The 22,305-nt window shown below is 43.4% G+C and carries 23 protein-coding genes, 1 rRNA gene and 1 pseudogene; 18 read left to right on the top strand and 7 right to left on the bottom strand.

Going from position 1 to position 22,305, the window contains the following annotated elements; all coding sequences use genetic code 11:
- The first annotated feature begins 20 nt into the window (after positions 1-20).
- The 3 genes from pnuC (at position 21) to HMPREF9960_RS01700 (ending at position 2,834) form a co-directional block, all read left to right on the top strand.
- Complete coding sequence (gene pnuC, locus HMPREF9960_RS01710; RefSeq protein ID WP_005591144.1) at positions 21-836, top strand: nicotinamide riboside transporter PnuC; 816 nt, start codon at positions 21-23, stop codon at positions 834-836.
- Positions 837-893: 57 nt separating this feature from the next.
- On the top strand, positions 894-1,682 hold the full coding sequence (locus HMPREF9960_RS01705; protein WP_005591143.1) for an NUDIX domain-containing protein: 789 nt from the start codon (positions 894-896) through the stop codon (positions 1,680-1,682).
- Positions 1,683-2,072: 390 nt separating this feature from the next.
- Positions 2,073-2,834 carry a hypothetical protein gene (locus tag HMPREF9960_RS01700; protein ID WP_005591141.1) on the top strand — a complete coding sequence of 254 codons (762 nt, stop codon included), beginning with the start codon at positions 2,073-2,075 and terminating at the stop codon, positions 2,832-2,834.
- A 59-nt stretch (positions 2,835-2,893) separates the two neighbouring features.
- Here HMPREF9960_RS01700 and dusB read toward each other — a convergent pair whose 3' ends face one another.
- Both dusB and hslO read right to left on the bottom strand, forming a co-directional pair.
- Complete coding sequence (dusB, locus tag HMPREF9960_RS01695; RefSeq protein WP_005591140.1) at positions 2,894-3,871, bottom strand: tRNA dihydrouridine synthase DusB; 978 nt, start codon at positions 3,869-3,871, stop codon at positions 2,894-2,896.
- Entirely contained in the window at positions 3,858-4,730 is an 873-nt protein-coding gene (gene hslO / locus HMPREF9960_RS01690) for an Hsp33 family molecular chaperone HslO (protein ID WP_005591139.1), read from the bottom strand. The genes dusB and hslO overlap by 14 nt, the downstream gene beginning before the upstream one ends.
- Before the next feature lie 226 nt (positions 4,731-4,956).
- On the opposite strand from hslO, the gene HMPREF9960_RS01685 reads away from it, so the two are divergent.
- Both HMPREF9960_RS01685 and trxA read left to right on the top strand, forming a co-directional pair.
- Complete coding sequence (locus tag HMPREF9960_RS01685) at positions 4,957-5,178, top strand: DUF4649 family protein (protein ID WP_005591138.1); 222 nt, start codon at positions 4,957-4,959, stop codon at positions 5,176-5,178.
- Positions 5,179-5,192: 14 nt separating this feature from the next.
- Positions 5,193-5,507: a thioredoxin gene (gene trxA, locus HMPREF9960_RS01680; RefSeq protein WP_005591137.1), complete on the top strand. Its 315-nt coding sequence runs from the start codon at positions 5,193-5,195 to the stop codon at positions 5,505-5,507.
- 98 nt (positions 5,508-5,605) lie between these two features.
- Here the strand turns inward: trxA and HMPREF9960_RS01675 are convergent, their stop codons facing one another.
- Positions 5,606-6,274 carry an MIP/aquaporin family protein gene (locus tag HMPREF9960_RS01675; protein ID WP_005591136.1) on the bottom strand — a complete coding sequence of 223 codons (669 nt, stop codon included), beginning with the start codon at positions 6,272-6,274 and terminating at the stop codon, positions 5,606-5,608.
- A 146-nt stretch (positions 6,275-6,420) separates the two neighbouring features.
- On the bottom strand, positions 6,421-6,768 hold the full coding sequence (locus HMPREF9960_RS01670; protein WP_005591135.1) for a winged helix-turn-helix transcriptional regulator: 348 nt from the start codon (positions 6,766-6,768) through the stop codon (positions 6,421-6,423).
- Between the two features lie 149 nt (positions 6,769-6,917).
- Between HMPREF9960_RS01670 and HMPREF9960_RS01665 the strand changes: the two genes are divergently transcribed.
- On the top strand, positions 6,918-7,307 hold the full coding sequence (locus HMPREF9960_RS01665; RefSeq protein ID WP_005591134.1) for a nuclear transport factor 2 family protein: 390 nt from the start codon (positions 6,918-6,920) through the stop codon (positions 7,305-7,307).
- A 168-nt stretch (positions 7,308-7,475) separates the two neighbouring features.
- Here the strand turns inward: HMPREF9960_RS01665 and HMPREF9960_RS10270 are convergent.
- A pseudogene (locus tag HMPREF9960_RS10270) lies at positions 7,476-7,664 on the bottom strand (oligoendopeptidase F); the annotation flags it as partial.
- A 195-nt stretch (positions 7,665-7,859) separates the two neighbouring features.
- Here HMPREF9960_RS10270 and HMPREF9960_RS10975 point away from each other — a divergent pair.
- Positions 7,860-8,168 carry a hypothetical protein gene (locus HMPREF9960_RS10975; protein WP_037586054.1) on the top strand — a complete coding sequence of 103 codons (309 nt, stop codon included), beginning with the start codon at positions 7,860-7,862 and terminating at the stop codon, positions 8,166-8,168.
- Positions 8,169-8,257: 89 nt separating this feature from the next.
- On the opposite strand, the gene pepF is transcribed toward HMPREF9960_RS10975, so the two are convergent.
- On the bottom strand, positions 8,258-10,054 hold the full coding sequence (gene pepF / locus HMPREF9960_RS01655) for an oligoendopeptidase F (protein WP_005591132.1): 1,797 nt from the start codon (positions 10,052-10,054) through the stop codon (positions 8,258-8,260).
- A 468-nt stretch (positions 10,055-10,522) separates the two neighbouring features.
- Here pepF and pnp point away from each other — a divergent pair, with 468 nt between their 5' ends.
- The 8 genes from pnp (at position 10,523) to HMPREF9960_RS01615 (ending at position 19,262) form a co-directional block, all read left to right on the top strand.
- Positions 10,523-12,721, top strand: coding sequence for a polyribonucleotide nucleotidyltransferase (gene pnp, locus HMPREF9960_RS01650; protein WP_005591131.1), 2,199 nt, complete (start codon positions 10,523-10,525; stop codon positions 12,719-12,721).
- Between the two features lie 88 nt (positions 12,722-12,809).
- Positions 12,810-13,427, top strand: coding sequence for a serine O-acetyltransferase (gene cysE, locus HMPREF9960_RS01645; RefSeq protein ID WP_005591130.1), 618 nt, complete (start codon positions 12,810-12,812; stop codon positions 13,425-13,427).
- 176 nt (positions 13,428-13,603) lie between these two features.
- A complete protein-coding gene (locus tag HMPREF9960_RS01640; RefSeq protein WP_005591129.1) occupies positions 13,604-14,368 on the top strand; it encodes a nucleoside phosphorylase in 765 nt (254 codons plus the stop codon).
- 8 nt (positions 14,369-14,376) lie between these two features.
- Positions 14,377-14,898, top strand: a complete 522-nt coding sequence (locus HMPREF9960_RS01635) for a dihydrofolate reductase family protein (RefSeq protein ID WP_005591128.1) — start codon at positions 14,377-14,379, stop codon at positions 14,896-14,898.
- A gap of 17 nt (positions 14,899-14,915) precedes the next feature.
- Positions 14,916-16,259: a cysteine--tRNA ligase gene (gene cysS / locus HMPREF9960_RS01630; RefSeq protein WP_005591127.1), complete on the top strand. Its 1,344-nt coding sequence runs from the start codon at positions 14,916-14,918 to the stop codon at positions 16,257-16,259.
- Positions 16,252-16,644, top strand: coding sequence for a Mini-ribonuclease 3 (locus HMPREF9960_RS01625; RefSeq protein ID WP_005591126.1), 393 nt, complete (start codon positions 16,252-16,254; stop codon positions 16,642-16,644). Before cysS ends, HMPREF9960_RS01625 begins: the two co-directional genes overlap by 8 nt.
- 19 nt (positions 16,645-16,663) lie before the next feature.
- Positions 16,664-17,095 (top strand): DUF6892 domain-containing protein, encoded by a 432-nt coding sequence (locus HMPREF9960_RS01620; protein WP_005591125.1) that lies wholly within the window; start codon positions 16,664-16,666, stop codon positions 17,093-17,095.
- A gap of 319 nt (positions 17,096-17,414) precedes the next feature.
- Positions 17,415-19,262, top strand: coding sequence for an APC family permease (locus HMPREF9960_RS01615; protein ID WP_005592048.1), 1,848 nt, complete (start codon positions 17,415-17,417; stop codon positions 19,260-19,262).
- A gap of 75 nt (positions 19,263-19,337) precedes the next feature.
- Here HMPREF9960_RS01615 and HMPREF9960_RS01610 read toward each other — a convergent pair whose 3' ends face one another.
- Complete coding sequence (locus HMPREF9960_RS01610) at positions 19,338-20,303, bottom strand: aromatic acid exporter family protein (RefSeq protein ID WP_005591123.1); 966 nt, start codon at positions 20,301-20,303, stop codon at positions 19,338-19,340.
- Between the two features lie 258 nt (positions 20,304-20,561).
- On the opposite strand from HMPREF9960_RS01610, the gene rpoE reads away from it, so the two are divergent.
- The 3 genes from rpoE to HMPREF9960_RS01595 form a co-directional block, all read left to right on the top strand.
- On the top strand, positions 20,562-21,152 hold the full coding sequence (gene rpoE / locus HMPREF9960_RS01605; RefSeq protein WP_005591122.1) for a DNA-directed RNA polymerase subunit delta: 591 nt from the start codon (positions 20,562-20,564) through the stop codon (positions 21,150-21,152).
- Positions 21,153-21,340: 188 nt separating this feature from the next.
- Positions 21,341-21,823, top strand: a complete 483-nt coding sequence (locus HMPREF9960_RS01600) for a sigma-70 RNA polymerase sigma factor region 4 domain-containing protein (RefSeq protein WP_005591121.1) — start codon at positions 21,341-21,343, stop codon at positions 21,821-21,823.
- A gap of 299 nt (positions 21,824-22,122) precedes the next feature.
- Positions 22,123-22,305, top strand: a 16S ribosomal RNA gene (locus tag HMPREF9960_RS01595); the annotation flags it as partial.

Below are 22,305 nucleotides of genomic sequence, written 5' to 3'. Positions count from 1 at the left end.
AAAGAAAGTGGTAAAATAGAATGGTAGTAAAAAATCAAAAACTCTCACCTGCAGCTCTCTCCGCAGGACTAAAACAAAAATCTCAAACCTTTGCTCGGAATTTTCAGAATGTCTGTGCAGCAGCTAAAGAACAGGGCTTTAGCGGTATTGCCAAATTGCTCTGGCAGGATTTATTTGGCGGGCGTAGCTTGTCTCAATGGCTCTACTTGATTGCTCTTTCCAGTCTGCCCTTCATTCTGGAGTTTACCAGTGGGCAGGAGCAGCATGACTGGTTGGGACTCTTTGCTTCCTGGACAGGCATCGTCTGCGTCATCCTAGTAGCTGAGGGGCGGGCCAGCAATTACCTCTTTGGAGCTGTTAATTCGGCGATTTATCTCATTTTGTCCTTCCAGGCTAGCTTTTATGGAGAAGTGCTGACTACGGTTTACTTCTTTATCATGCAGCCGATTGGCCTTTATACTTGGCTGTCCAACCGAGTCAATGAACAAGATAAGACAGAGCCTTCTCATTTTGAAGCTAAGAAGTTAGACTGGCGTGGCTGGCTTAAATATTTGGCCTTGACTGCCTTGATTTGGATTGGCATGGGCTTTGCTTATAAGAGCATTCACAGTCACCGGCCTTTCCGCGATAGTGTGACAGATGCGACCAATGGAATCGGCCAGCTTCTCATGACGGGGCTCTATCGCGAGCAATGGATTTTCTGGATTGCGACCAATCTCTTCAGTATCTACCTCTGGTGGGGTAGCAACCTTCATATCCAGGCCATGTACTGGGTCTATACCCTCAATAGTATCGTCGGCTGGTATCAGTGGACCAAGGCAGTGAAGAAAGCTTAGAGCAAGATTTGGAGGATTTTTGATAGAAAAAATAGCTTAGGAAAGGAAGAAAAATTCATGACCAAACAGGATATCCCAGCGGGAATGTCGGAAAAAGAGTATTACGAAACAATGGCGGATGAGTCCGCCTTTTTAGCATGGTACAAGACACAGGATTTGCCCAAGTATGAGACACCTAGCGTAACAGCAGATATGGTGGCTTATTGTTTTGTGGAAGGCCAGATAAAACTCTTGGTTATTAAGCGCAAGGCCCATCCTTATCAGAATAAATATGCTCTGGTCGGAGGTTTTGTGGACAAAAATGAGGATGCCTATCAAGCCTGCATTCGGGAGGTCAAGGAAGAAGTAGACCTCGAGATACCGCTGGAAAAGGTGGAGCAGCTGATGACGGTTTCCACTCCAGGACGCGATCCGCGTGGTTGGGTTATCACCATTGCCCATCTGGTCTATCTGCCGGCAATCGCTATCAACCAAGTCAAGGCTGGTGATGATGCTAAGGAAGTCACCTTCCTTAATGTGGACTTTAAGACAAGGAGTTTTAGAGATGGCGAGCGGCTTCTAACAGCAGAGGACTTTGCCTTTGACCACTACCAAATCCTGCTGGAGTCTATCAAGCGGATTCAGGGGCGACTGGACTGGAATCCAACTTTTCTCCATCTGCTGGAATCACCGTTTACTGTCTATGAAGGGACTGAGTTGGTCAATCTCATCACGCCTAGACGCCCCATCGTCAGCAATAATTTTCTCGTAAAATTTGGAGAATATTTGGAAGAGGCCGGTGTCAAGCGCGTGCCTAAGAAGAAACCGAGAAAAGTTTATAAACTGAAGACAGAAAAAACGTGTTAAAAGAAAATTGATGATATATTTTACTTGAGAGTGGGACAGAAATCGGTAATTCGTTAGAATTCGATTTCGTCGTCCCACCTCCGCACAGTTGAGTAGGGCTGTAAAAGCTGATGAAATCAGCGTAGTAGAGCCCACTCAACCACTGCGCCTTGCTCGACAATCCAAAGACAATTGAGAGGATGGGACTTTTGTCCCAGCCTCTTTTTTTATGTTCATTACGAATATAAAAGTAGCGACATATCTACTGAGGAAGAGAGGAGGCCTAAGTTCTGGTTGCTATTTGCTTCAAAATTTTTTGAAAAATTCCATTTATCTAGTTGACATACTTTATTACAAGCGTTACAATAATATTACAAAGAGATTTCCAAATGTTACAAAGGAGAAGAAAAAATGAAAACTAAGACTTATACAAAATTGATGGCTGCTACTGTTCTAGCTTCTAGCTTACTTTTAGGGGCTTGTGGTCACAAAGAAGAAACCAAGACTAGCACAAGTGCTAATAAGACAGTACAAGCTTCTTCTAGCTCTAAAGTTGCTTCATCTAGTAAGGCTAGCAGCGCTCCAAAAGCCAGCAGCAATGCTTCTTCAAATAAAACAGTAGGGCAAGCAGAACAAGTACAGAAAGCTGTGGAATCTGTTCAACCTTCACAAAACCAAACACAACAAGGGGTGAATCAGCAGATTCAAAGTCAACAAAATACACAGGCTCAACCAAGCCAATCTCAACAAGCTCCTAGTCAACAAGCCACGCCGACTCAACCAACTAAACCAAATCAAGCGACTCAGCCAGCCCAACCGAGTCAACCAGCTCAAAATCCAGCCACTGATCGTCAGCTTCAAAACAAGCAGGCAGAAACAAATGCTCGTTATAAAGGCGTTTTGAATATGGTGGATGGAGATTTCTCTGCAGCTGCAGGTAATTGGACAGATGCAGGAGGTAGTACAGTGACTGTTTCAGCAGGCGGACAGTTTAGTGTCAAGTCAGCAAATGGAACTGTCAATACTTACCATGTTGCTTCATATGCCTATACTTTGGATGATGGTCGCTATACAGCTCAGCTGGGTTCTGCTGAGCCATCTGCTCCTAAATTGGGCATCCAAATCACTACTGGCGCTGACGGTAAAGTAGCCAGTGTTCAATTGATCAAATAAGAAAAAAGAAATTTGTAAAAAAAGGAGGCACCTTTGTAGATGCTTCCTTTCTTATTTCTTTAATGTTGGAGTTGCAAGAGTTCCTCGATCTCTGCCAATGTGCTGGCCTGTGAAATGGCACCGCGAAGTTTAGCTGCACCAGATGTCCCACGAAGGTAGTGAGGAGCGAGTCCGCGGAATTCACGAACGGCTACGTTTTCTCCTTTGAGGTTAATCAATCGTTTCAAATGTTCGTAGGCGATTTTCATCTTGTCCTCAAAAGTCAAATCAGGGAGGATTTCTCCTGTTTCAAAGTAGTGGTTGATTTGATTGAAGAGGTAGGGATTTCCCATAGCTGCACGACCAATCATGACAGCGTCAGCACCGACTTCTTCGATACGTTGTTTGGCTTCTTGCACACTGCGGATATCACCGTTGGCGATGAAAGGAATCTTGGTAAGAGCTTGGGCCACATCGTGCAAGGTCTCAAGGTCAGCATGACCAGTATACATTTGCTCACGGGTGCGACCGTGCATGGCTAAAGCTGAAACGCCAGCCGCTTCGGCTGCCAGAGCATTTTCTACTGCGAGAGATGGGTCGGACCAACCTGTTCGCATTTTGACTGTTAGGGGAATATCTAAAACGGACTGGACCTTGTTGATGATTTTATAGATTTTCTCTGGATCCTTGAGCCACATAGCGCCAGCTTCGTTTTTGACGATTTTGTTAACAGGGCAGCCCATGTTGATATCGACGATATCCGTCTTTGTATTTTCTTGGATAAATTCCGCTGCGCGGGCTAAACTGTCCTCGTCGCTACCGAAAAGCTGGATAGAAACGGGATTTTCTCCCTCATCAATATGGAGCATATGGAGAGTTTTCTCGTTGTTATACTGGATGCCCTTGTCAGAGACCATTTCCATCACGACCAGGCCTGCTCCCAGCTCTTTGGCAATGGTCCGGAAAGCAGAGTTGGTTACGCCAGCCATAGGCGCCAGAACCGTACGGTTAGGAATTTCGACATTCCCAATCATAAAAGGGGTATTAAGATTTGTCACGAATCAGTTCCTCCAAGTCATTTTGGTCAAAGTGATAGGCCGTCTGGCAGAATTGGCAGATGATTTCAGCCCCGTGGTCTTGGTCATGCATCTCTTCTAAGTCAGCCTTTGGAAGGGTAGCCAAGGCATTCATGAAGCGCTCTTTGCTGCAGTCGCACTGGAAGCGAATTTCTTCTTCAGACAGGCGTTTGTAGGGTTCGTCTCCATAGATGGCAGCCAGCAGTGCTTCAATATGGTCATCGGATTCTAACAGCTTAGAAATGGCAGGCATTTCTTGGATCCGCTTCTCAAAGCGGGCGATATCAGCTTCCTTAGCACCAGGCAGAGCTTGAACCAAGAAACCACCAGCAACCTTGACTTTATCATGCTGATCCAAGAGAACATTGAGGCCAACGGCAGAAGGAGTTTGCTGGCTCTCAGTCAGATAAAAGGCCAGGTCTTCGCCGATTTCACCAGAGATGAGTGGCGTCATGGAATTGTAGGGATTGCCAGTGCCGTAGTCCGTGATAACCAAAAATTGACCAGAGCCGACAAAAGGGCCGACCAGAACTTCGCCAGTGGCTGTCTTTTTAATATCGACACCGGGATTTTGCACATAGCCCTTGACATTGCCCTCGGTATCTGCCACGGTGATGATTGCGCCTAGCGAGCTGCTACCAAGAATCTTGACGGTGATCTTGGTCTGGCCTTTTTCATTTGCTGCCAAAATCTGGCTGGCAATCAGTGTGCGGCCGAGTGCCACGGTAGAACTTGCTTGAGTCTGATGTTTTTCTTGAGCGGTCCGAACCGTCTCTGTGCTATCCAGTACATAAGCACGGAAAGAACCGTTTTCTGAGATTGTTTTGATAATTTTGTCCATACCTTTTATTTTAACATAAAAATAAAAACAAACGTAGCCTTTGTGCTTGTTTTGCCAAAGATTTCTTCTTTACACTGTGCTAGAATCAAGTCAAACAAAAAGGAGAAGATGATTAATCGGAATTTAGAGGCGATCTAGCAGTGGCGGATGCGTTTGATTTGACAAATGTAACACATTCAGTTACAATTGAATCATAAATTACGAATGGAATCAAAAAGGAGAGCTTATGATTGAAATTATCTATCTAGATGCAGCTAAGTCAGAACGGAAGATAACTTTCGAGTCTTATGAGGAGTTTGAACTATCCCAGCAAGCCTGCCTGATCGGGGTGGCGGATTATCATCCAGTTAAAAAGTTAGTTTATAATGGTCATGATTTGGACTACCATGGGACTTATGGAGATGTGTACTTTTTCCTGATGAAACAAGATTTAAGCCAATATAATTAAAAAGGAGAAATACAATGGCAAAAGCAATTACAGATGCAACATTTGAACAAGAAACAAAAGACGGTTTGGTCTTGGTAGACTTCTGGGCACCTTGGTGTGGTCCATGTCGTATGCAAGGTCCAATCTTGGACAAATTGTCTGAAGAACTTTCAGAAGATGTCCTGAAAATCGTTAAAATGGACGTAGATGAAAACCCAAATACAGCTCGTGCCTTTGGAATCATGTCCATCCCAACCCTTCTCTTCAAAAAAGACGGCCAAGTGGTGAAACAAGTTGCAGGTGTTCACACAGCAGAACAAATCAAGGCCATCGTTGCTGAATTAAGTTAAAATCAAAGCGCTCCCCATTTGAAACGGGGAGTGCTTTTTCGTTTGCATAGAAAAAGCCTTGTTCCCCAAATTGAGGAGCAAGGCTCTATTTTCTTTAATTATTCTTCTGTTCCAAGGAAGTTTTTCGCAACAAGAGCTGCAAGAACACCACCTACGATTGGTGCAAGAATGAAAATCCATACTTGTTGAAGAGCATCACCACCTACCAATACAGCAGGCGCTAAGCTACGAGCTGGGTTCACTGAAAGCCCAGTGATGTTCAATCCCACAAGGATCATAGCTGTCAATGACAAACCAATCACCAAACCAGCAATCGCACCATTTCCCTTACTTTCTGAAGTCACGGTCATGATCACCAAAACAAACAAGAAAGTTGCGATGACTTCAAACAGGAAACCACCAAAGACAGTTACACCGTTTGCCAAGGCATTTTCACCAAGACTAGCAGTTGACATGCCTGAGTTCGCCAAGAGGAAGAAGACCGCACCAGACGCAAGGAAAGCTCCAACCACTTGTCCAAGGATGTAGTTGACAAGGTCTTTTGATGACAAGCGTTTGTTAACAAACATAGCGATTGAAACAGCTGGGTTCAAGTGAGCACCTGAAACAGTTCCAATTGAGAAAGCTGCTACCACGATTGCCAAGCCAAATGCTAAAGCAATTCCTAGGTGGCCAAGACCCTCAACACCATTTCCAAAAACAACAGCTCCTGTTCCGATGAACACAAGCATGAACGTACCGATTAATTCAGCGACAAATTTTTTCATTTTCTATCTCCTTTTTTTAAAACTATGTATTAGTCTATCAAAAGAAACAAAGGGTTTCAAGAAAATTGATTGGAAAAATACTGGTTTACTTTACTGTCTTTTAATTGAGGGATTAAACAGAAAACACATTTCCTCTATAGGATTTATCAGTTGCTCATCTCACTAGTTTTTAGCAACTTGATATAATCCAGACCCCAGTTTTCCACAGCATCTAATACAACTTTGAATTCCTGTCCCATTTCGGTTAAGCTGTACTCAACTCGTGGGGGAACTTCCGCATAGACCTTTCGTTGAACAATCTTATCCTTTTCTAATTGACGGAGATGACGTGTCAAAATAGTTTGAGTAATCCCAGGCAATAATCTCTGCAATTCTTTAAATCGTTTGGTACCCGTACTCAACTGATAAATGATTACCAGTGCCCATTTCCCCGTTAAAACCCTCTGCGTTGTCGCAAATGGACAAATACCATACTCACTCACTTTATTTGGCATAAAATATCTTCTTTCTATTTTTTTAAAAAAATTTATCTTTTAGTATCAATAATAGTACTACTTTTGATACTAGCTATCAAAAAAGTGTCTACTTGTTTTTTATTTGTAAATATTACAATTATATCATAAAAAAGAAATGGAGAATAGGTATGTCAACAAACTTAGAAATTTTCAATGCTTATAACCAAGCTTTAATTGCTGGTGACTTTCCTGGTGTCTTTGAAACTATGGCAGACGATATTATCTGGCATCAACCTGGTACTCATAGTATATCTGGTACAGTTGTTGGTAAGGACAAGCTAGGAACTCACCTGGCTACATTTGCTGAGAAAACTAATGGAACCTTTAAGGTGGTAACAAATTGGGTTTCTGACAATAAGGATTTAATCGCAGCTAATGTTACTTTTCTCGGAACACGTGCTGATGGTACTGAACTCAATATGAACGGGATTGACCTCTTCCGTATTGAAGACGGAAAAATCAAAGAAGTTTGGCTCTTCTCTTCAGATCAAGCTGAAGAAGATAGCTTTTGGGGATAATTTAAGAGGTCGGGACAAAAAATTTTGATTTTAGGAATTCTTTATTATAAATTTTTAAAATCGATAGATTAGAAAAAAAGCGAACAAGACAGTATTCTGAGTGTCAGATAACTCGTTTTGTTCGCTTTTTATATTTAAGGTTAGACTTTTGTCCCAGACTCTTTTAATTTACTCTCCCAACTCAGCACTGTAGGCGATAATCTGATCAACTGTATCAGACAAGAATTGGATGGTATCACGGAGTGGTTTATCTGTTGAGATATCCGCTCCGATAATCATGGCTGACTCAAGTGGAGTCTTGCTGCTGCCAGATTTGAGCAGTTCTAGCCAGTCACGGGCACCATTTTCGTCATTTTCAGGTGTAGGTAGCTGGTGTCTCTCACGCCCCTGGCTTGCCTCATTAGTCCTCTATCGATTTAAGAAAAATTATATATTCCAGTTTTTTTGTTGGAAAATATAGTTTTTAGGTTATAATAGGAAGAAGGTAAATTACAAGGTATAGAAAGGGCGCTGCTTATGATTGAGTCATTATCGCAGTTTGGCTTTATTTTGATGGTTTTTACTCCGTTTATTGCGGTGCCAATTTTCTGTTTCTTTGTGGGCTGGATGATTCCTAGGTCGCAAATAACGGAAAAAAGTATCATGGCTGTATTAAGCTTTGTCCTTTTTTGCTTGGTTTTGATTTCATATTATGCTCCTCAACTGTTGGGAATGTTTTTTTGGGGCCTGATTTGGTTCTTTATTGGCCTCCTACGTGCTAAAAATTATAGCAAGTCACAGTTCTGGATAAGGTGGCTTATATTTAGCGTCTGTTTTACAATCTATATTTTGGTTTATCTATATTTCTTCAAACTTTTTTAAAAATTTAGCTTCCAAGTCTATCTCTGGGAGCAGATTTAATTGAATCATGTAAAAACAGACTGAGACAAAAATGTCTCAGTCTTGTTTTTTTACTCGCCTAACTCTTCGCTGTAAGCAATAATCTGATCAACTGTGTCGGACAAGAATTGGATGGTGTCGCGGAGTGGTTTATCCGTCGAAATGTCTGCTCCAATAATCATAGCTGACTCAAGCGGCGTTTTGCTACCGCCAGATTTGAGCAGTTCAAGCCAGTCACGGGCACCATTTTCGTCATTTTTCAGATGTAGGTAGCCAGCGGTAGAGATGACCAAGCCTGCAGAGTAAGTGTAGCTGTACAGCCCCATGTAGTAGTGGGCTTGGCGCATCCAAGTCAGAGCAGCGTCGTCGTCAATCTCAACGGCATCGCCCCAGAATTCTGCCAAGACTTCTTTCATGATAGCGTTGAGTTTGCTTGCCCCGAAAGTTCCGCCTTCTTCGATCAAAGTATAGACCTTGCGTTGGAAGGCAGCTTCCAGCAAGTGAGTAATGAAGTTGTGGAAGTAGGTATCCGTCAGACGGTGAGCCAGGGCAAAGCGTTTCTGGCGAGGGTTATCAAACTGGCGCTCCAGATAATCACTGAGCAGGAGCTCATTAAAGGTAGACGGTGCTTCCACATAGTAGGTGGACATGTGGGCGTTGAAGTAGCTTTGGTGATTGTCAGAGAAGATAAACTGACCAGAGTGGCCAATCTCGTGAATCAGAGTATAGACATCACTCATACGTCCAGTCCAGCTCATGAGGACATAAGGGTGAACCCGATAAGGATCCGCAGCATAGCCTCCAGAATCCTTTCCAGCATTGGCCGCAAAGTCGACCCAGCGTTCTTCCTTATAGCGGGCAACTTCTTGACAATACTCTTGTCCAAGTGGCTCGACTGACTTCATGACGAGGTCATAGGCATCGTCAATGCTGACTTCAGGATTGAGCTCGCTGTCCAAGTCCAGCTTCCAATCGGCAAAGGTCATTTTTTCAAGTCCGTTTACCTTAGCGACATGCTTGAGGTATTTCTGAGCTACTGGGGCAAATTCACTCATAATCAAGTCAATTTGCCGGTCAAACATAGAGCGATCAACTTCTTGCTCTGCCAGTAAGTAGTCAAAGACAGAGTCATAGCCTTTCATGTCAGCTAGTAATTTTTCAGACTTGACCTGAGCCAGATAGGCAGCTGCGGCAGTGTTTTGATGCTGACGAAGACCTTCTGAGAATGAACGGAAAGCTTTTTCGCGGATTTCTGCATTTTCATGGTTTTGATAGAAATTCTCATAGGTGACAAAGCTGTTTTTGTAAACTTTACCGTCTACTTCAAAGTCAACCATGGCAAAGTCGCCAGCCCGCATCTTGGTGTAAATATCCTGTGGACTGTAAAAGACTTCGCCTAGATTGGTCAAGGCTTTTTCGACGTCTGCTCCCAGATAGTGGGCTTTTTTGATTTTGGCCTGGCGGATAGCTGAAGTCAAATGGGGTTCTTGGCCTAGTTTCTCCAAGACAGCTTCATCTGCACTGACCAGGGCGTCGTCAAAGAAGCTGAGTGCGACATTGGCTTCTGTCTCAAACTCCATGGCTGCTTGGGCAATCTGCGCAAAGCTCTCATCACCAAAGTCAGTGGTCTGTGGCATAAAACCGTAGTTCCCGATGTGGCTGATTTGGATATAAATCTGCTCCAGCTCAGCAAATGCCCGTTCAAAATCTTCGAAAGTGCTGAGCTTGCCTTGGTAATCACGGACGAATTTTTGGATGTCCTCTCTGGCCTTTTCGATGGCCCGGAGGAAGTCCTCTTGGTCTTGGTAAAGGGCCGTTAGGTCCCAGAGTTCATTTTCCGGGAATTCAGAACGATGTTTTTGTTCCATAGTCTACTCCTTTTGATTAAATAACTATATTCAGTATAGCAAAAATTCCTTCAGAATGCCTTGCTTATAGGAAAAATTAGGGAAATATGATTTCAGCAGTCTGCTTAGAAAAAAGAAAAATGGATTTTCAGTAACTTTATAGAAAAAAGCCATTTCCGACCTTTTTCTTTTGGCTGAAATTGTGGTAAAATAGGGTCTGTACGTGCTTGATACAAAGATGAGGATATAATAAACTACTAAAACCATCAAATCAAATTAAAAGAGCTAGTCGAACCGTTCTTAGCACTTTAAGTGTATCTTGATGAACTGAATACGACCTAAAAGCTGTGTAAAAAGATAAACTGTCTTGTCTTCATCGAAGACTTCGTCAGTTTCCTATCTTACTTAGCTTTTGACGGTCTTAATATCTTGATCTTTGTAGCCAAGGCGTATGAAAAAATTTGAGCATGTGCTCGGCAAGGAGTCTTTATGACAAAACAAGTTTTTAAAACCGTTTTTGCAGGTCGTGAGCTGGTAGTTGAAACTGGTCAGGTTGCAAAGCAGGCAAATGGCAGCGCCGTTGTTCGCTATGGAGAAAGTACCGTTTTAACTGCGGCAACCATGTCCAAAAAGATGGCTACGGGTGACTTTTTCCCATTGCAGGTCAACTATGAGGAAAAAATGTATGCGGCTGGGAAATACCCTGGTGGCTTTATGAAACGGGAAGGCCGTCCGTCAACAGATGCGACTTTGACGGCTCGTTTGATTGACCGTCCGATTCGCCCTATGTTTGCGGAAGGCTTCCGCAATGAAGTCCAGGTTATCAATACTGTTCTTTCTTATGACGAAGATGCTTCACCTCAAATGGCTGCTATGTTCGGTAGCTCTCTGGCTCTTTCTATCTCAGATATTCCTTTTAATGGCCCGATCGCAGGAGTTCAAGTCGGTTATGTAGATGGTGAATTCATCATCAACCCTAGCAAGGAACAAAAAGAAGTTTCGCTTTTGGAACTGACAGTGGCTGGTACTAAAGATGCTATCAACATGGTAGAGTCTGGAGCCAAGGAACTTTCTGAAGATATCATGCTGGAAGCTCTTCTCAAAGGGCACGAAGCGGTCAAGGAATTGATTGCCTTCCAAGAAGAAATTGTCGCAGCAGTCGGTAAGGAAAAAGCAGAAGTAGAATTGTTGCATGTTGATGAGGAGCTGCAGGCAGAGATTGTCACGGTCTACAACAGCGACTTGCAAAAGGCCGTTCAGGTAGAAGAAAAGCTGGCGCGTGAAGCTGCAACTCAGGCTGTCAAAGACCAAGTCACAGCGGTTTATGAAGAGAAATACGCAGACCATGAAGAATTCGACCGTATCATGCGTGATGTGGCTGAAATCTTAGAACAAATGGAGCATGCGGAAGTGCGCCGTTTGATTACTGAAGATAAGGTCCGTCCTGACGGCCGTAAAGTTGATGAAATCCGTCCGCTGGATGCGGAAGTGGATTACCTGCCGCGCGTGCATGGTTCTGGTCTCTTTACTCGCGGGCAAACCCAAGCCTTGTCTGTTCTGACTCTGGCACCAATGGGAGAAACGCAAATTGTGGACGGCTTGGATCCAGAATACAAGAAACGCTTCATGCACCACTATAATTTCCCGCAATACTCTGTCGGGGAGACAGGTCGTTATGGGGCTCCTGGCCGTCGTGAAATCGGACACGGTGCTCTTGGGGAACGTGCCTTGGAGCAAGTTTTGCCTAGCTTGGAAGAATTCCCATACGCTATTCGTCTGGTAGCAGAAGTCTTGGAATCAAATGGTTCTTCTTCTCAAGCCTCTATCTGTGCGGGCACTCTAGCTCTGATGGCTGGTGGTGTGCCGATTAAGGCACCGGTTGCCGGAATTGCTATGGGCTTGATTTCAGATGGTAGCAACTACACAGTTCTGACGGACATTCAAGGTTTGGAAGACCACTTTGGCGATATGGACTTTAAGGTGGCTGGTACTCGCGAAGGGATTACAGCTCTTCAAATGGATATCAAGATTGAAGGAATTACAGCGGAAATCCTGACAGAAGCTCTTGCTCAGGCTAAGAAAGCTCGTTTTGAAATTCTGGACTTGATTGAAGCGACAATTCCAGCTCCGCGTCCTGAGTTGGCTCCAACTGCTCCGAAAATTGATACCATCAAGATTGATGTGGACAAGATTAAGATTGTCATCGGTAAGGGTGGCGAAACTATCGACAAGATCATCGCTGAAACAGGCGTTAAGATTGATATTGACGAAGACGGAAATGTGTCCATCTACTCTAGCGATCAAGCGGCTATTAACCGTGCCAAAGAAATCATTGCTGGTTTGGTTCGTGAAGCTAAAGTGGATGAAGTTTACCATGCTAAGGTTGTTCGGATTGAGAAATTCGGTGCCTTTGTCAACCTCTTTGACAAGACCGATGCTCTCGTTCACATCTCTGAAATGGCTTGGACTCGAACCAACAATGTCGAAGACTTGGTACAAATTGGTGATTTTGTCGATGTTAAGGTCATTAAAATTGATGAAAAAGGCCGCGTAGATGCGTCTATGAAAGCTCTCTTGCCACGTCCGCCTAAGCCAGACAAGCCAAAGAGAGACCACGATAAACATCAGGAAAAAGGGCATTTTCATAAGAAACATGAAGAAGCTCCTAAAGCTAAATCAGAAGAATAATGAAAAGGGAGTGATCAGGCTCAATTACCTTACAAATTTCTTTGTGTAGGGCCTGCTCCCTTATTTTACCTAATGAAAGGAGAAGAAGATGGGCTGGTGGAAAGAAGCCATTGAGATTGTAAAAGAAAATGATCCAGCTGCTCGTACTTCGCTGGAGGTCATCCTGACTTATCCAGGTGTCAAGGCCTTGGCAGCCCACCGTCTTTCTCATTTCCTCTGGAAGAGAGGTTTTAAGCTACTGGCACGCATGCATAGCCAATTTTGGCGTTTTTGGACTCAGATTGAGATTCATCCTGGTGCTCAGATTGAGTCTGGAGTCTTCATTGACCATGGTGGTGGATTGGTTATCGGTGAAACGGCTATCGTGGAAAAGGGTGCGCTTCTGTATCATGGCGTGACCTTAGGCGGAACTGGTAAGGATACAGGGAAACGGCATCCGACTGTGCGTCGGGGCGCCTTGGTCTCTGCTCATGCTCAAGTCATTGGCCCAGTTGAAATTGGTGAAAATGCCAAAGTTGGAGCTGGAGCAGTTGTTGTGGCAGATGTACCTAGTGATGTAACCGTAGTTGGTATCCCGGCTAAGATCGTGCGTGTTCATGGTCAGAAAGATGAGCCAACCATCCACGAGGTGGAAGAACAGCGAGAATATTATTTGGACAAGCTGGAGCATGCCCGTGAAGCCAGCCACCATTCGTCGGAGCTCTAAGAAAGGCCAATTTTGGACAGCTAACAAGATACCTTAGGAGGTCTTGCCAAAGAGTGATTTGGTAAACTGTAACCCAATGGGCTCACTATAAGTGAAGCCGAAAAGATGAGGCCAAACTTTGCCGTCAAAGAAAAAGACGAGGATGGCTTTGCTGAAGTCCTAAAGAAAGAGAAGTTATGTTATTAGAGGAATTCGAAGATGTAGCTGGGGTTATTGAGCCAACAGATAGGCAGATTATGGACAAGGGTGAGGTTTGTGAAACTATCATCCTGTCCTTTAATGGCGAAATTCTGAAACGTTTGATTGAGTCAGAAAAAGTCTATCAAGGAGGCTATTTAAAAAATCTTAACGGTCAATTCCCTTGGTATGTATATAATTATGATGGAAATCAAGTTGCGGTCATGACTGCGCTTATTGGAGCTCCATCAGTGATTGGCCAACTGGAGGAGTTGGCGGCCAGAGGCTTCAAGAATTTCATCATTCTAGGTTCCTGTGGCGTTTTGGATCGCTCAATTGAGGCGGACAAGATTATCCTGCCGGCTGCTGCTTTGCGAGATGAAGGCACTAGCTACCATTATGCCCCACCGGGTGACGAAGTAGCCTATGACGAAGCTCTATTGGTTAAGCTAGAAGCCATCTTTGACAAGCACGATATTGAGCATATCCGCACCAAGACTTGGACGACTGATGCCTTTTATCGAGAAACGCCTGATAAGGTCAAGCGTCGCTTGGCTGCTGGAGCTCAAGTGGTGGACATGGAAGCTTCAGCTATCATGGCTTGGAGTCAATTTCGCAAGAGTAAAGTCTATCAATTCTTCTACACAGCTGATTATGTGGATCATCATAACCGAACCTGGGATGCCCGCCATGAAGAACGGACAGCTGATGCCATGACTTTTTTCACTATCGCTTTGACAATAGCAAAGGAACTAGAAAGGTAACTACAAGAATGGCAGTATATTTTTACGGCTGTATCACCATGGATGGCTACTTGGCAGACAGCCAGCACAGGATAGACTGGCTGCATCAGCTTGGTTCTGTAGAGGATACAGGCTATGATGACTTTTACAGGCAAATGGATATCACCATCATGGGCAAGCGGACCTTTGAGGAAATCCAAGATTTGCAAGATGTAGAAAGTTTTTATCAAGCTACGGAAAACTATGTCTTTACGCATGATAGGCACCTGCCTGTCAGCAATTACCAGCCAGTAGCTGGGGATGTGGTGGACTTTGTTCGCCAGATTGACAAAGGCAAAAATGTCTTTGTGATTGGTGGTAATTCCTTGGTAGGACCGCTCTTGGATGCGGATCTTTTCAACCACCTCATTATTCAGATAGCGCCCCTTATCCTAGGAAAGGGGGTTCCCCTCTTTACCCAAGAGGAAGGGCAGCGCTTTTACCAACTGGATAGCCTCAGACAATTTGGCCCTTTTGCAGAGCTGGTTTTCAGCCGAAAAAGTCAGAAATAGAGAAGGGAGTGGACCGCATGATTAAAATTTACGACACCATGACCCGCAGCCTGCGTGAATTTGTGCCCATCGAAGAGGGCAAGGTTCGCATGTATGTCTGCGGTCCGACGGTTTATAACTATATCCATGTCGGCAATGCCCGCTCAACAGTAGCTTTTGACACAGTTCGTCGCTATTTTGAGTATCGGGGGTTTGAGGTCAACTATATTTCCAATTTTACAGATGTAGATGATAAGATTATTAATCGCGCCAAGGAAGAAGGCATTACGTCTCAAGAAGTGGCTGACAAGTATATCGCAGCTTTTCGTGAGGATGTGACGGCTTTAGGTGTCAAACCTGCGACCCGTCATCCGAGGGTGGTAGAGTTTATGGGAGACATCATCCGCTTTGTGGAGGACTTGATTGACAAAGGCTACGCTTATGAGTCAGAGGGCGATGTCTACTTCCGTGTCGAAAAATCTCACAATTATGCCAAACTAGCTAATAAAACCTTGGCAGACTTGGAGTTGGGTGCTTCTGGTCGAACAGATGAAGAGACCGCCCGCAAGGAAAATCCGGTAGATTTTGCTCTCTGGAAGGCAGCTAAGCCGGGCGAGATTTCCTGGGACAGTCCTTGGGGAGCAGGTCGTCCGGGCTGGCACATCGAGTGCTCGGTCATGTCAACGGAGATTTTGGGTGATACTATTGATATCCACGGTGGTGGGGCAGACCTAGAGTTTCCTCACCATACCAATGAAATCGCCCAGTCAGAGGCCAAGACTGGTCAGACTTTTGCCAACTACTGGATGCATAATGGCTTTGTCAACATTGACGATGTTAAGATGTCCAAGTCTCTAGGCAATTTTATCACTGTTCATGATGCCCTCAAGACCATTGACGGTCAGGTATTGCGTTTCTTCTTTGCTACCCAGCATTACCGCAAGCCTATCAATTTCACAGAAAAAGCTGTTTATGATGCAGCGACCAATCTCAAATATTTGAAAAATACCTATGAGCAGCCTTTCACGGGTCAGGCAGAATCTGCTCAGCTTCAGGCCTTTCTGGACAAATTCACTGCCGCCATGGACGAAGATTTCAATGCGGCCAATGGTATCACGGTTGTCTTCGAGCTGGCCAAGTGGATCAACTCTGGCAACTACACCGCTAAAGTCAAGGCAGCCTTGGCCGAGCTCTTAGAAGTTTTTGGTATCGTCTTTGTAGAAGAAGTCTTGGACGCGGACATTGAGCGCTTGATTGAGGAACGCCAAGTGGCGCGGGCTAATCGGGATTTTGCGACTGCAGACCGTATTCGGGATGAATTGGCCGCTCAAGGCATCAAGCTTTTGGATACCAAGGACGGAGTGAGGTGGACACGTGACTGATGTCAACCTGATTAACGGTATTGCCCTCGCCTTTGAGGGAGATGCTGTCTACTCCATGTATATCCGGCGTCACCTGATTTTTCAGGGGCTCACTAAGCCCAATCAGCTGCATAGGGAAGCGACCAAGTACGTTTCTGCCAAGGCTCAGGCTAATCTCATCTCTCTCATGCTGGAAGAAGGGATTCTGACGGAGAAGGAAGAGGATATCTACAAGCGCGGCCGCAATGCCAACAGCCACACCAAGGCTAAGAATACAGACATCGTCACCTACCGGATGTCGACCGGCTTTGAGGCAGTCATGGGCTACCTGCATATGACCGAAGCAATTGAGCGACTGGAAGAACTGATTGACTGGTGTATTCTGAAGATAGAGGCTTCGTTCTGATTTTGAAAGGAACTAATTTATGAGTGATTTCTTACAATTTGATAATTTTAATTTCAAGTTGGCTATTATTCAGGAGTTAATGTATGAACAAAACGTGCTTGAGCCACGATTTGACGTCTACAGTTTTTGTGAATCTGATAACTTATCTGTAGATCCAGAAGACTTCTATGAGGCACCAATTCCTGAAGTGCAGGCTTATTTCGAACAGTTGGAAATACCTAAAGAGTATGCGCAGAATGTGGAAAGCCTCTTCTTTGATGGAGGAAATGAGATCTATGCACAATTGATTCCCTTGTGGGATGGGGAAGATGAACAATTTGATTTGGAAAATGTGACTGAAAAGGAGCTATCGCAGTTTTCGAATTTAAAAACCATTGACGGAACAATTTTTCCATTTTCTAAAGAAGTGCGTGATTTATTCGAATCCAAAGGAATTGAGATTGAAGAGTGACATAAACTAGTAATGCTTTGATGGTTTCTATTGATTGTCATCTTATTTATTCTGAGATTGAACTCTTTTACTAACAATCACTAAATTTAAGAAATTTACATATCAAAAACGAGCTTGGCATAAAGCTCGTTTTTTTTGATGCTCCTATATAAACAAGCATGTTGTCTCCAGAAAAACTGGAAAATTTTATAGAAGATTGAGTTTGAAACTTTAAATGTATTATTGGATAAAAAGTAGGAGGTTGAAATTTATTTTCGGAAAAGTATTGACATGTTTTCTGAAAAAGAGTAGAATGGCTCATGTTTTAAAGGAGGAACTTATGTTTGCCAAGTTAAAAGGCTTTTTTATTGGACGCCCATTAAAATCTGGAAAAGAGGGAGAAGATGGCCATTTATTGACTAAGATGCAAGCTTTAGCCATGCTCTCCAGTGACGCTTTATCTTCGATTGCTTATGGACCAGAGCAGGTTGTTTTAGTCTTGACTTCTGTTTCTGTTGGTGCCATTTGGTGGTCGCTTCCCATAGGAATTGTCGTATTGATTTTGTTAGCGAGTTTAACGATTTCCTATCGTCAGGTCATTCATGCTTATCCTCAAGGAGGAGGAGCTTATATGGTGACGACAGAAAATCTATCTCCAACGGCAGGTTTGATTGCTGGCGGAAGCTTGCTGGTAGATTACATGTTGACAGTGGCTGTTTCGGTCGCTTCTGGAGCGGACGCAATTACCTCTGCAATTCCCGTCTTACATCCTTACAATTTACATATTTCCATTTTCTTAGTTCTCTTGCTGATGCTAATGAATCTCCGAGGATTAAAAGAATCGGCCACTTCCTTGATGATTCCTGTCTATCTTTTTATTGTCAGCACTTTATTGTTGATTGGTTTTGGTTTTGTGCAGATTCTGACAGGGAATTTAGACTATCACGCAACTGCGAGCATTGGTAGTCCGATTGCTGGAGTAAGTTTGATCTTGCTGCTTCGTGCTTTCACCAGCGGCTCTGCTTCCTTGACTGGAGTGGAAGCTATTTCCAATTCGGTTCCCTTTTTCAAGAAACCCAAAGCCCATAATGCCGCAGCCACCCTATCGATTATGGCTTTAATCCTAGGAATCATGTTTGCTGGTATTACCTTCTTGAATTATTGGATTGGCATCGTGCCTGTCAAAGGCGTAACGACTCTGGCTCAGATGGCGCAAGCGATTTTGGGGGCTTCTCCACTTGGTCGTATCTTGTTCTATGTTTTCCAATTGTCAACTGCTTTGATCTTAGCAGTGGCAGCCAATACAGGTTTCTCAGCCTTTCCCATGCTTTCCTACAATATGGCTAAGAATAAATACATGCCTCATATGTACATGGAAAAAGGAGATCGGCTCAGCTATTCTAATGGCATTTTCACTTTGGCTTTTGGTGCCATTGCTCTTTTGTTTATCTTTAAGGGAAATACAGAACGCTTGATTCCCCTGTACACGATTGGTGTATTCGTACCCTTTGCTCTCTCCCAGACTGGTATGGTTGTCCATTGGAAGAAAAAATATGGAAATAATTTCTTGAAGCATTCGATTGCGAATATCCTTGGTGCGATCATTTGTTATGGGATTGTCCTTATCTTGCTCTTGTTCCGTCTTCAAGATATTTGGCCTTTCTTTCCTATTATCATCGTCTTGACTTGGCTGTTCTTATCTATCAAGCAGCATTATAATAGAGTTGCTAAACAGTTGAGATTGCATAACCACATTGAGCGTCAGAACTACACTGGTAATACAGTAATTGTCCTAGTAGGGAATGTTACCAGAGTCAGTGTTGGTGCGATGAGCTATGCGCGCAGTATCGGAGATGAAGTCGTAGCAATGCATGTTTCTACAGCAGAGACAGCTGAAAAAGATGCGGAAGTCGCCGAGGAATTTGCTGACTACTTCCCAGATATTCGCTTTGAGACAGTCACGACTAGCTACCGCAATATCATTAGTCCGACAGTTCAGTATGTGATTAAAGTGGCCAAGCGAGCCAAAAAAGAAGGACGAACAGTGACAGTCCTAGTACCTCAGTTTATACCTAAAAAGAGGTGGCAGAATATTCTGCATAACCAGATGAGTTTAAAATTAAAATACTATTTGAAATGGTATGAGGATGTCGTGGTTGCAAGTTATTCTTATCACTTAAAAGAATGAGTGAATACCTTTACTGAATGAGAAAAAGGAGTTGAAGATTTTTCAACTCCTTTATTTATTAGAAATAGCGCAGAGCTAACTTGCTTGTACCTTTTGGTAATTTTGATAAAATTCTACTTTAATCTTAATAAAAGTCTCCAAGTCTCGTAAAAGTTGCAGAAGTGTAGCGCGGGTTTCAAATTCTTGCCGAGTCTTAGGAAGTGGGCGTTCGCGAAAAACAGCCAAGCAGGTTTCGATTTCTTCAACCAGCTCGTGAGCAGGATTTTCTTGACTAAGTTGCTGGGCTGTCTTGGAGAAAAGACGTGCTAAAATCAAGCTCTCGCTGGCTGCCAATTGGCAATTGTTGATATTTCCTGCCATATCTTCTAAAATGCGATTCTGCGCCTGCCGCATTTCAAAATAGTGAATGTGGTAGTTGGTCTGATGAAAGAGATGGTTGGAATGGTCTAGATAGACCAGTGCTAAGGCTTCTTGAAGGATAGTATCCAGTTCCTTGATTAGAGTTGCATCGTTTCGACCGTCTCCAGCTTTTAAGAAATATTCAAAACGCAGTAGAATTTTCTTCAGTTGCTCTTCAACTTGAATATGATAGTTATCAATATCTTGCTGGTTTGAAGCCATATATAAATTAGCCAGAAGAGCGAATCCCGTTCCGATGAGGAAGACAGCCATTTCATTGGCTAAAAGAGACCAAGAAACAGAATGGGCCAGCAGTAGATGAGTGACCAAAACTGTGCTGGGGGTGATGCCTATTTCCCAGCCAAAGAGATAAGCTAAGGGAACGTAGAGCAGGATATAAATCCCTAAGCTCCAAAGGTTAAATCCTAGAAGGATGAAAGATAAGCTCCCGATGGCTAGTGCTAAAATAGTAGATAAGAGGCGGTTACGGGCTAGTTTGATAGTGCTTCTGCGGGTGTCGGAAACGCTGAGAATAGCAATGATACCGGCTGATATAGCATTGCTTAGACCTAAAAAAGCAGCTAGAGCCGCAGCAAGACATGTTGCAAGAGCTAGTTTGATGGTGCGTTGGAGGAGAGGCATAAGCTTCTTTCTATTTTATAAAGTTTTATCTATTATATCACATGATTAGTCGTAGACATGTGAGCACAATATGTCAATGTTTAAAAATTGCAGAAAGGTGCTGCTCCATAGATGTTACGATTATGGTAGAATGACTGGAGTTGAAAAGTCGGATGGCCTAGATGAAATTTTTTTGACTAGACGGCAAATTTATCGTACAATAGAAAGTAGCGAAAAAATGCCTGGCTAAATGCCTGTGTAATCTTAAGGAGAATAACTTTGGAATTAGAAGTATTTGCAGAACAAGAAAAAAGTGAGCTTTCGATGATTGAGGTAGCACGTGCCATCTTAGAATTGCGCGGGCGTGACCATGAAATGTATTTCGATGAGCTTGTCAATGAAATTCAAAATTATCTGGAAAAATCAAATAGCGAGATCCGAGAAGCGCTGCCTCTATTTTATACAGAGCTGAATGTAGATGGCAGCTTCATTCCACTTGGTGACAATAAATGGGGTCTTCGTTCTTGGTATGCCATTGACGAAGTCGATGAAGAAATCATCGCTTTGGAAGAAACGGATGAGGAAGACGAGCCTAAGAAACGCAAGAAAAAACGCGTTAATGCCTTTATGGACGGCGACGAAGATGCAATTGATTACAGCGATGATGATCCTGAAGATGAGGACTCATATGAAGAGGATCCAGCTCTTTCATACGATGAAGACAATCCAGATGATGAAAAGAGTGAGGTTGAAGCCTACGATGCTGAAATCAATGAAATAGCTCCAGATGATCTCGGCGAAGAAGTTGAGTTAAATGAAGAAGACGATGAATATTCCGACGATGATCAGGATGTTGAAGACGAAGAATAATATCCAGAAAACAACTGCTTTTTGAAGCAGTTGTTTTTGCGTTCTAACATGTCATAAAAAGTCCCTGAGATGTCATAGATATTTTTGTTAGGAACCAGTTAGGGTATAAAATAGACAGGATAGGGACAGGAGGCCTGAGAGAAGAGTTTTTCTTGTAGAATCATATTATCAAAGGAAAAGGAGATAACATGAACTTCAAGGAACGCTATGAGAAAGTGCAGTGGATTGTCCGGCGCTGTGCACGGGATTATTATGTACATTTATGGGAGAGTAGTGACTGGGAACAAGAAGGTATGCTGGTTTATTACCAGCTAGAAGAAAGTCACCCAGATATCAGTCAAGATGAAAGCCGCCTCTATCGTTACTTCAAGACAAAATTTCGGAATCATATTCATGACATTCTTCGCAAGCAAGAGAGCCAAAAACGCCGGTTTGATCGACAGTCTTATGAGGAAGTTGGCACCATTAGTCATAGACTGAGCAAGCGCGAACTAGCTTTAGATGATTTAGTCGCTCTTCGAAGTTCGTTAGCAGCCTACACTTCCAAGTTAGACAAAGAACAACTAGAGTTATACCACCGCTTACTAGGCGATGAGCGCTTTAAGGGACGTAAAAGACTGTTGCGAGAGTTAGAGGAATATTTAATAGACTTTAGCAGCACGGTGATATAGTGGATAGGGGAGAGGTAAGAGGGAGATGTTACCTTTCCCTTTTAGTTATTGATTTATCAGTGATATTGATTGTGTTAGGAAATAAATTTGTAAAAAAAGATAAAAAAATTTCAAAAAAGTGTTGACAAGGGGATAGATAGGTGATATACTGATATAGTTGTCGCTTGAGAGAGCGATAAAGACCTTTGAAAACTGAACAAGACGAACCAATGTGCAGGGCGCTACAACATATGTTGTAGTACTGAACAAAGAAAAAACAATAAATCTGTCAGTGACAGAAATGAGTGAGAACTCAAACTTTTAATGAGAGTTTGATCCTGGCTCAGGACGAACGCTGGCGGCGTGCCTAATACATGCAAGTAGAACGCTGAAGGAGGAGCTTGCTCTTCTGGATGAGTTGCGAACGGGTGAGTAACGCGTAGGTAACCTACCTGGTAGCGGGGGATAACTATTGGAACGATAGCTAATACCGCATAATATTG

It is taken from the genome of Streptococcus cristatus ATCC 51100 (genome assembly GCF_000222765.1).
In the GTDB taxonomy this organism is placed as follows: domain Bacteria; phylum Bacillota; class Bacilli; order Lactobacillales; family Streptococcaceae; genus Streptococcus; species Streptococcus cristatus.
Note: the sequence above shows the minus strand (reverse complement) of the source record. Positions and strands in the feature narration are given on the sequence as shown.

Bases quoted from the DNA above. Each gene is read 5' to 3' on its own strand.
- pnuC (WP_005591144.1), top strand. From the start codon at position 21: ATGGTAGTAAAAAATCAAAAACTCTCACCTGCAGCTCTCTCCGCAGGA.
- HMPREF9960_RS01705 (WP_005591143.1), top strand. From the start codon at position 894: ATGACCAAACAGGATATCCCAGCGGGAATGTCGGAAAAAGAGTATTAC.
- HMPREF9960_RS01700 (WP_005591141.1), top strand. From the start codon at position 2,073: ATGAAAACTAAGACTTATACAAAATTGATGGCTGCTACTGTTCTAGCT.
- hslO (WP_005591139.1), bottom strand. From the start codon at position 4,730: ATGGACAAAATTATCAAAACAATCTCAGAAAACGGTTCTTTCCGTGCT.
- HMPREF9960_RS01685 (WP_005591138.1), top strand. From the start codon at position 4,957: ATGATTGAAATTATCTATCTAGATGCAGCTAAGTCAGAACGGAAGATA.
- trxA (WP_005591137.1), top strand. From the start codon at position 5,193: ATGGCAAAAGCAATTACAGATGCAACATTTGAACAAGAAACAAAAGAC.
- HMPREF9960_RS01675 (WP_005591136.1), bottom strand. From the start codon at position 6,274: ATGAAAAAATTTGTCGCTGAATTAATCGGTACGTTCATGCTTGTGTTC.
- HMPREF9960_RS01670 (WP_005591135.1), bottom strand. From the start codon at position 6,768: ATGCCAAATAAAGTGAGTGAGTATGGTATTTGTCCATTTGCGACAACG.
- HMPREF9960_RS01665 (WP_005591134.1), top strand. From the start codon at position 6,918: ATGTCAACAAACTTAGAAATTTTCAATGCTTATAACCAAGCTTTAATT.
- HMPREF9960_RS10975 (WP_037586054.1), top strand. From the start codon at position 7,860: ATGGTTTTTACTCCGTTTATTGCGGTGCCAATTTTCTGTTTCTTTGTG.
- pepF (WP_005591132.1), bottom strand. From the start codon at position 10,054: ATGGAACAAAAACATCGTTCTGAATTCCCGGAAAATGAACTCTGGGAC.
- pnp (WP_005591131.1), top strand. From the start codon at position 10,523: ATGACAAAACAAGTTTTTAAAACCGTTTTTGCAGGTCGTGAGCTGGTA.
- cysE (WP_005591130.1), top strand. From the start codon at position 12,810: ATGGGCTGGTGGAAAGAAGCCATTGAGATTGTAAAAGAAAATGATCCA.
- HMPREF9960_RS01640 (WP_005591129.1), top strand. From the start codon at position 13,604: ATGTTATTAGAGGAATTCGAAGATGTAGCTGGGGTTATTGAGCCAACA.
- HMPREF9960_RS01635 (WP_005591128.1), top strand. From the start codon at position 14,377: ATGGCAGTATATTTTTACGGCTGTATCACCATGGATGGCTACTTGGCA.
- cysS (WP_005591127.1), top strand. From the start codon at position 14,916: ATGATTAAAATTTACGACACCATGACCCGCAGCCTGCGTGAATTTGTG.
- HMPREF9960_RS01620 (WP_005591125.1), top strand. From the start codon at position 16,664: ATGAGTGATTTCTTACAATTTGATAATTTTAATTTCAAGTTGGCTATT.
- HMPREF9960_RS01615 (WP_005592048.1), top strand. From the start codon at position 17,415: ATGTTTGCCAAGTTAAAAGGCTTTTTTATTGGACGCCCATTAAAATCT.
- HMPREF9960_RS01610 (WP_005591123.1), bottom strand. From the start codon at position 20,303: ATGCCTCTCCTCCAACGCACCATCAAACTAGCTCTTGCAACATGTCTT.
- HMPREF9960_RS01600 (WP_005591121.1), top strand. From the start codon at position 21,341: ATGAACTTCAAGGAACGCTATGAGAAAGTGCAGTGGATTGTCCGGCGC.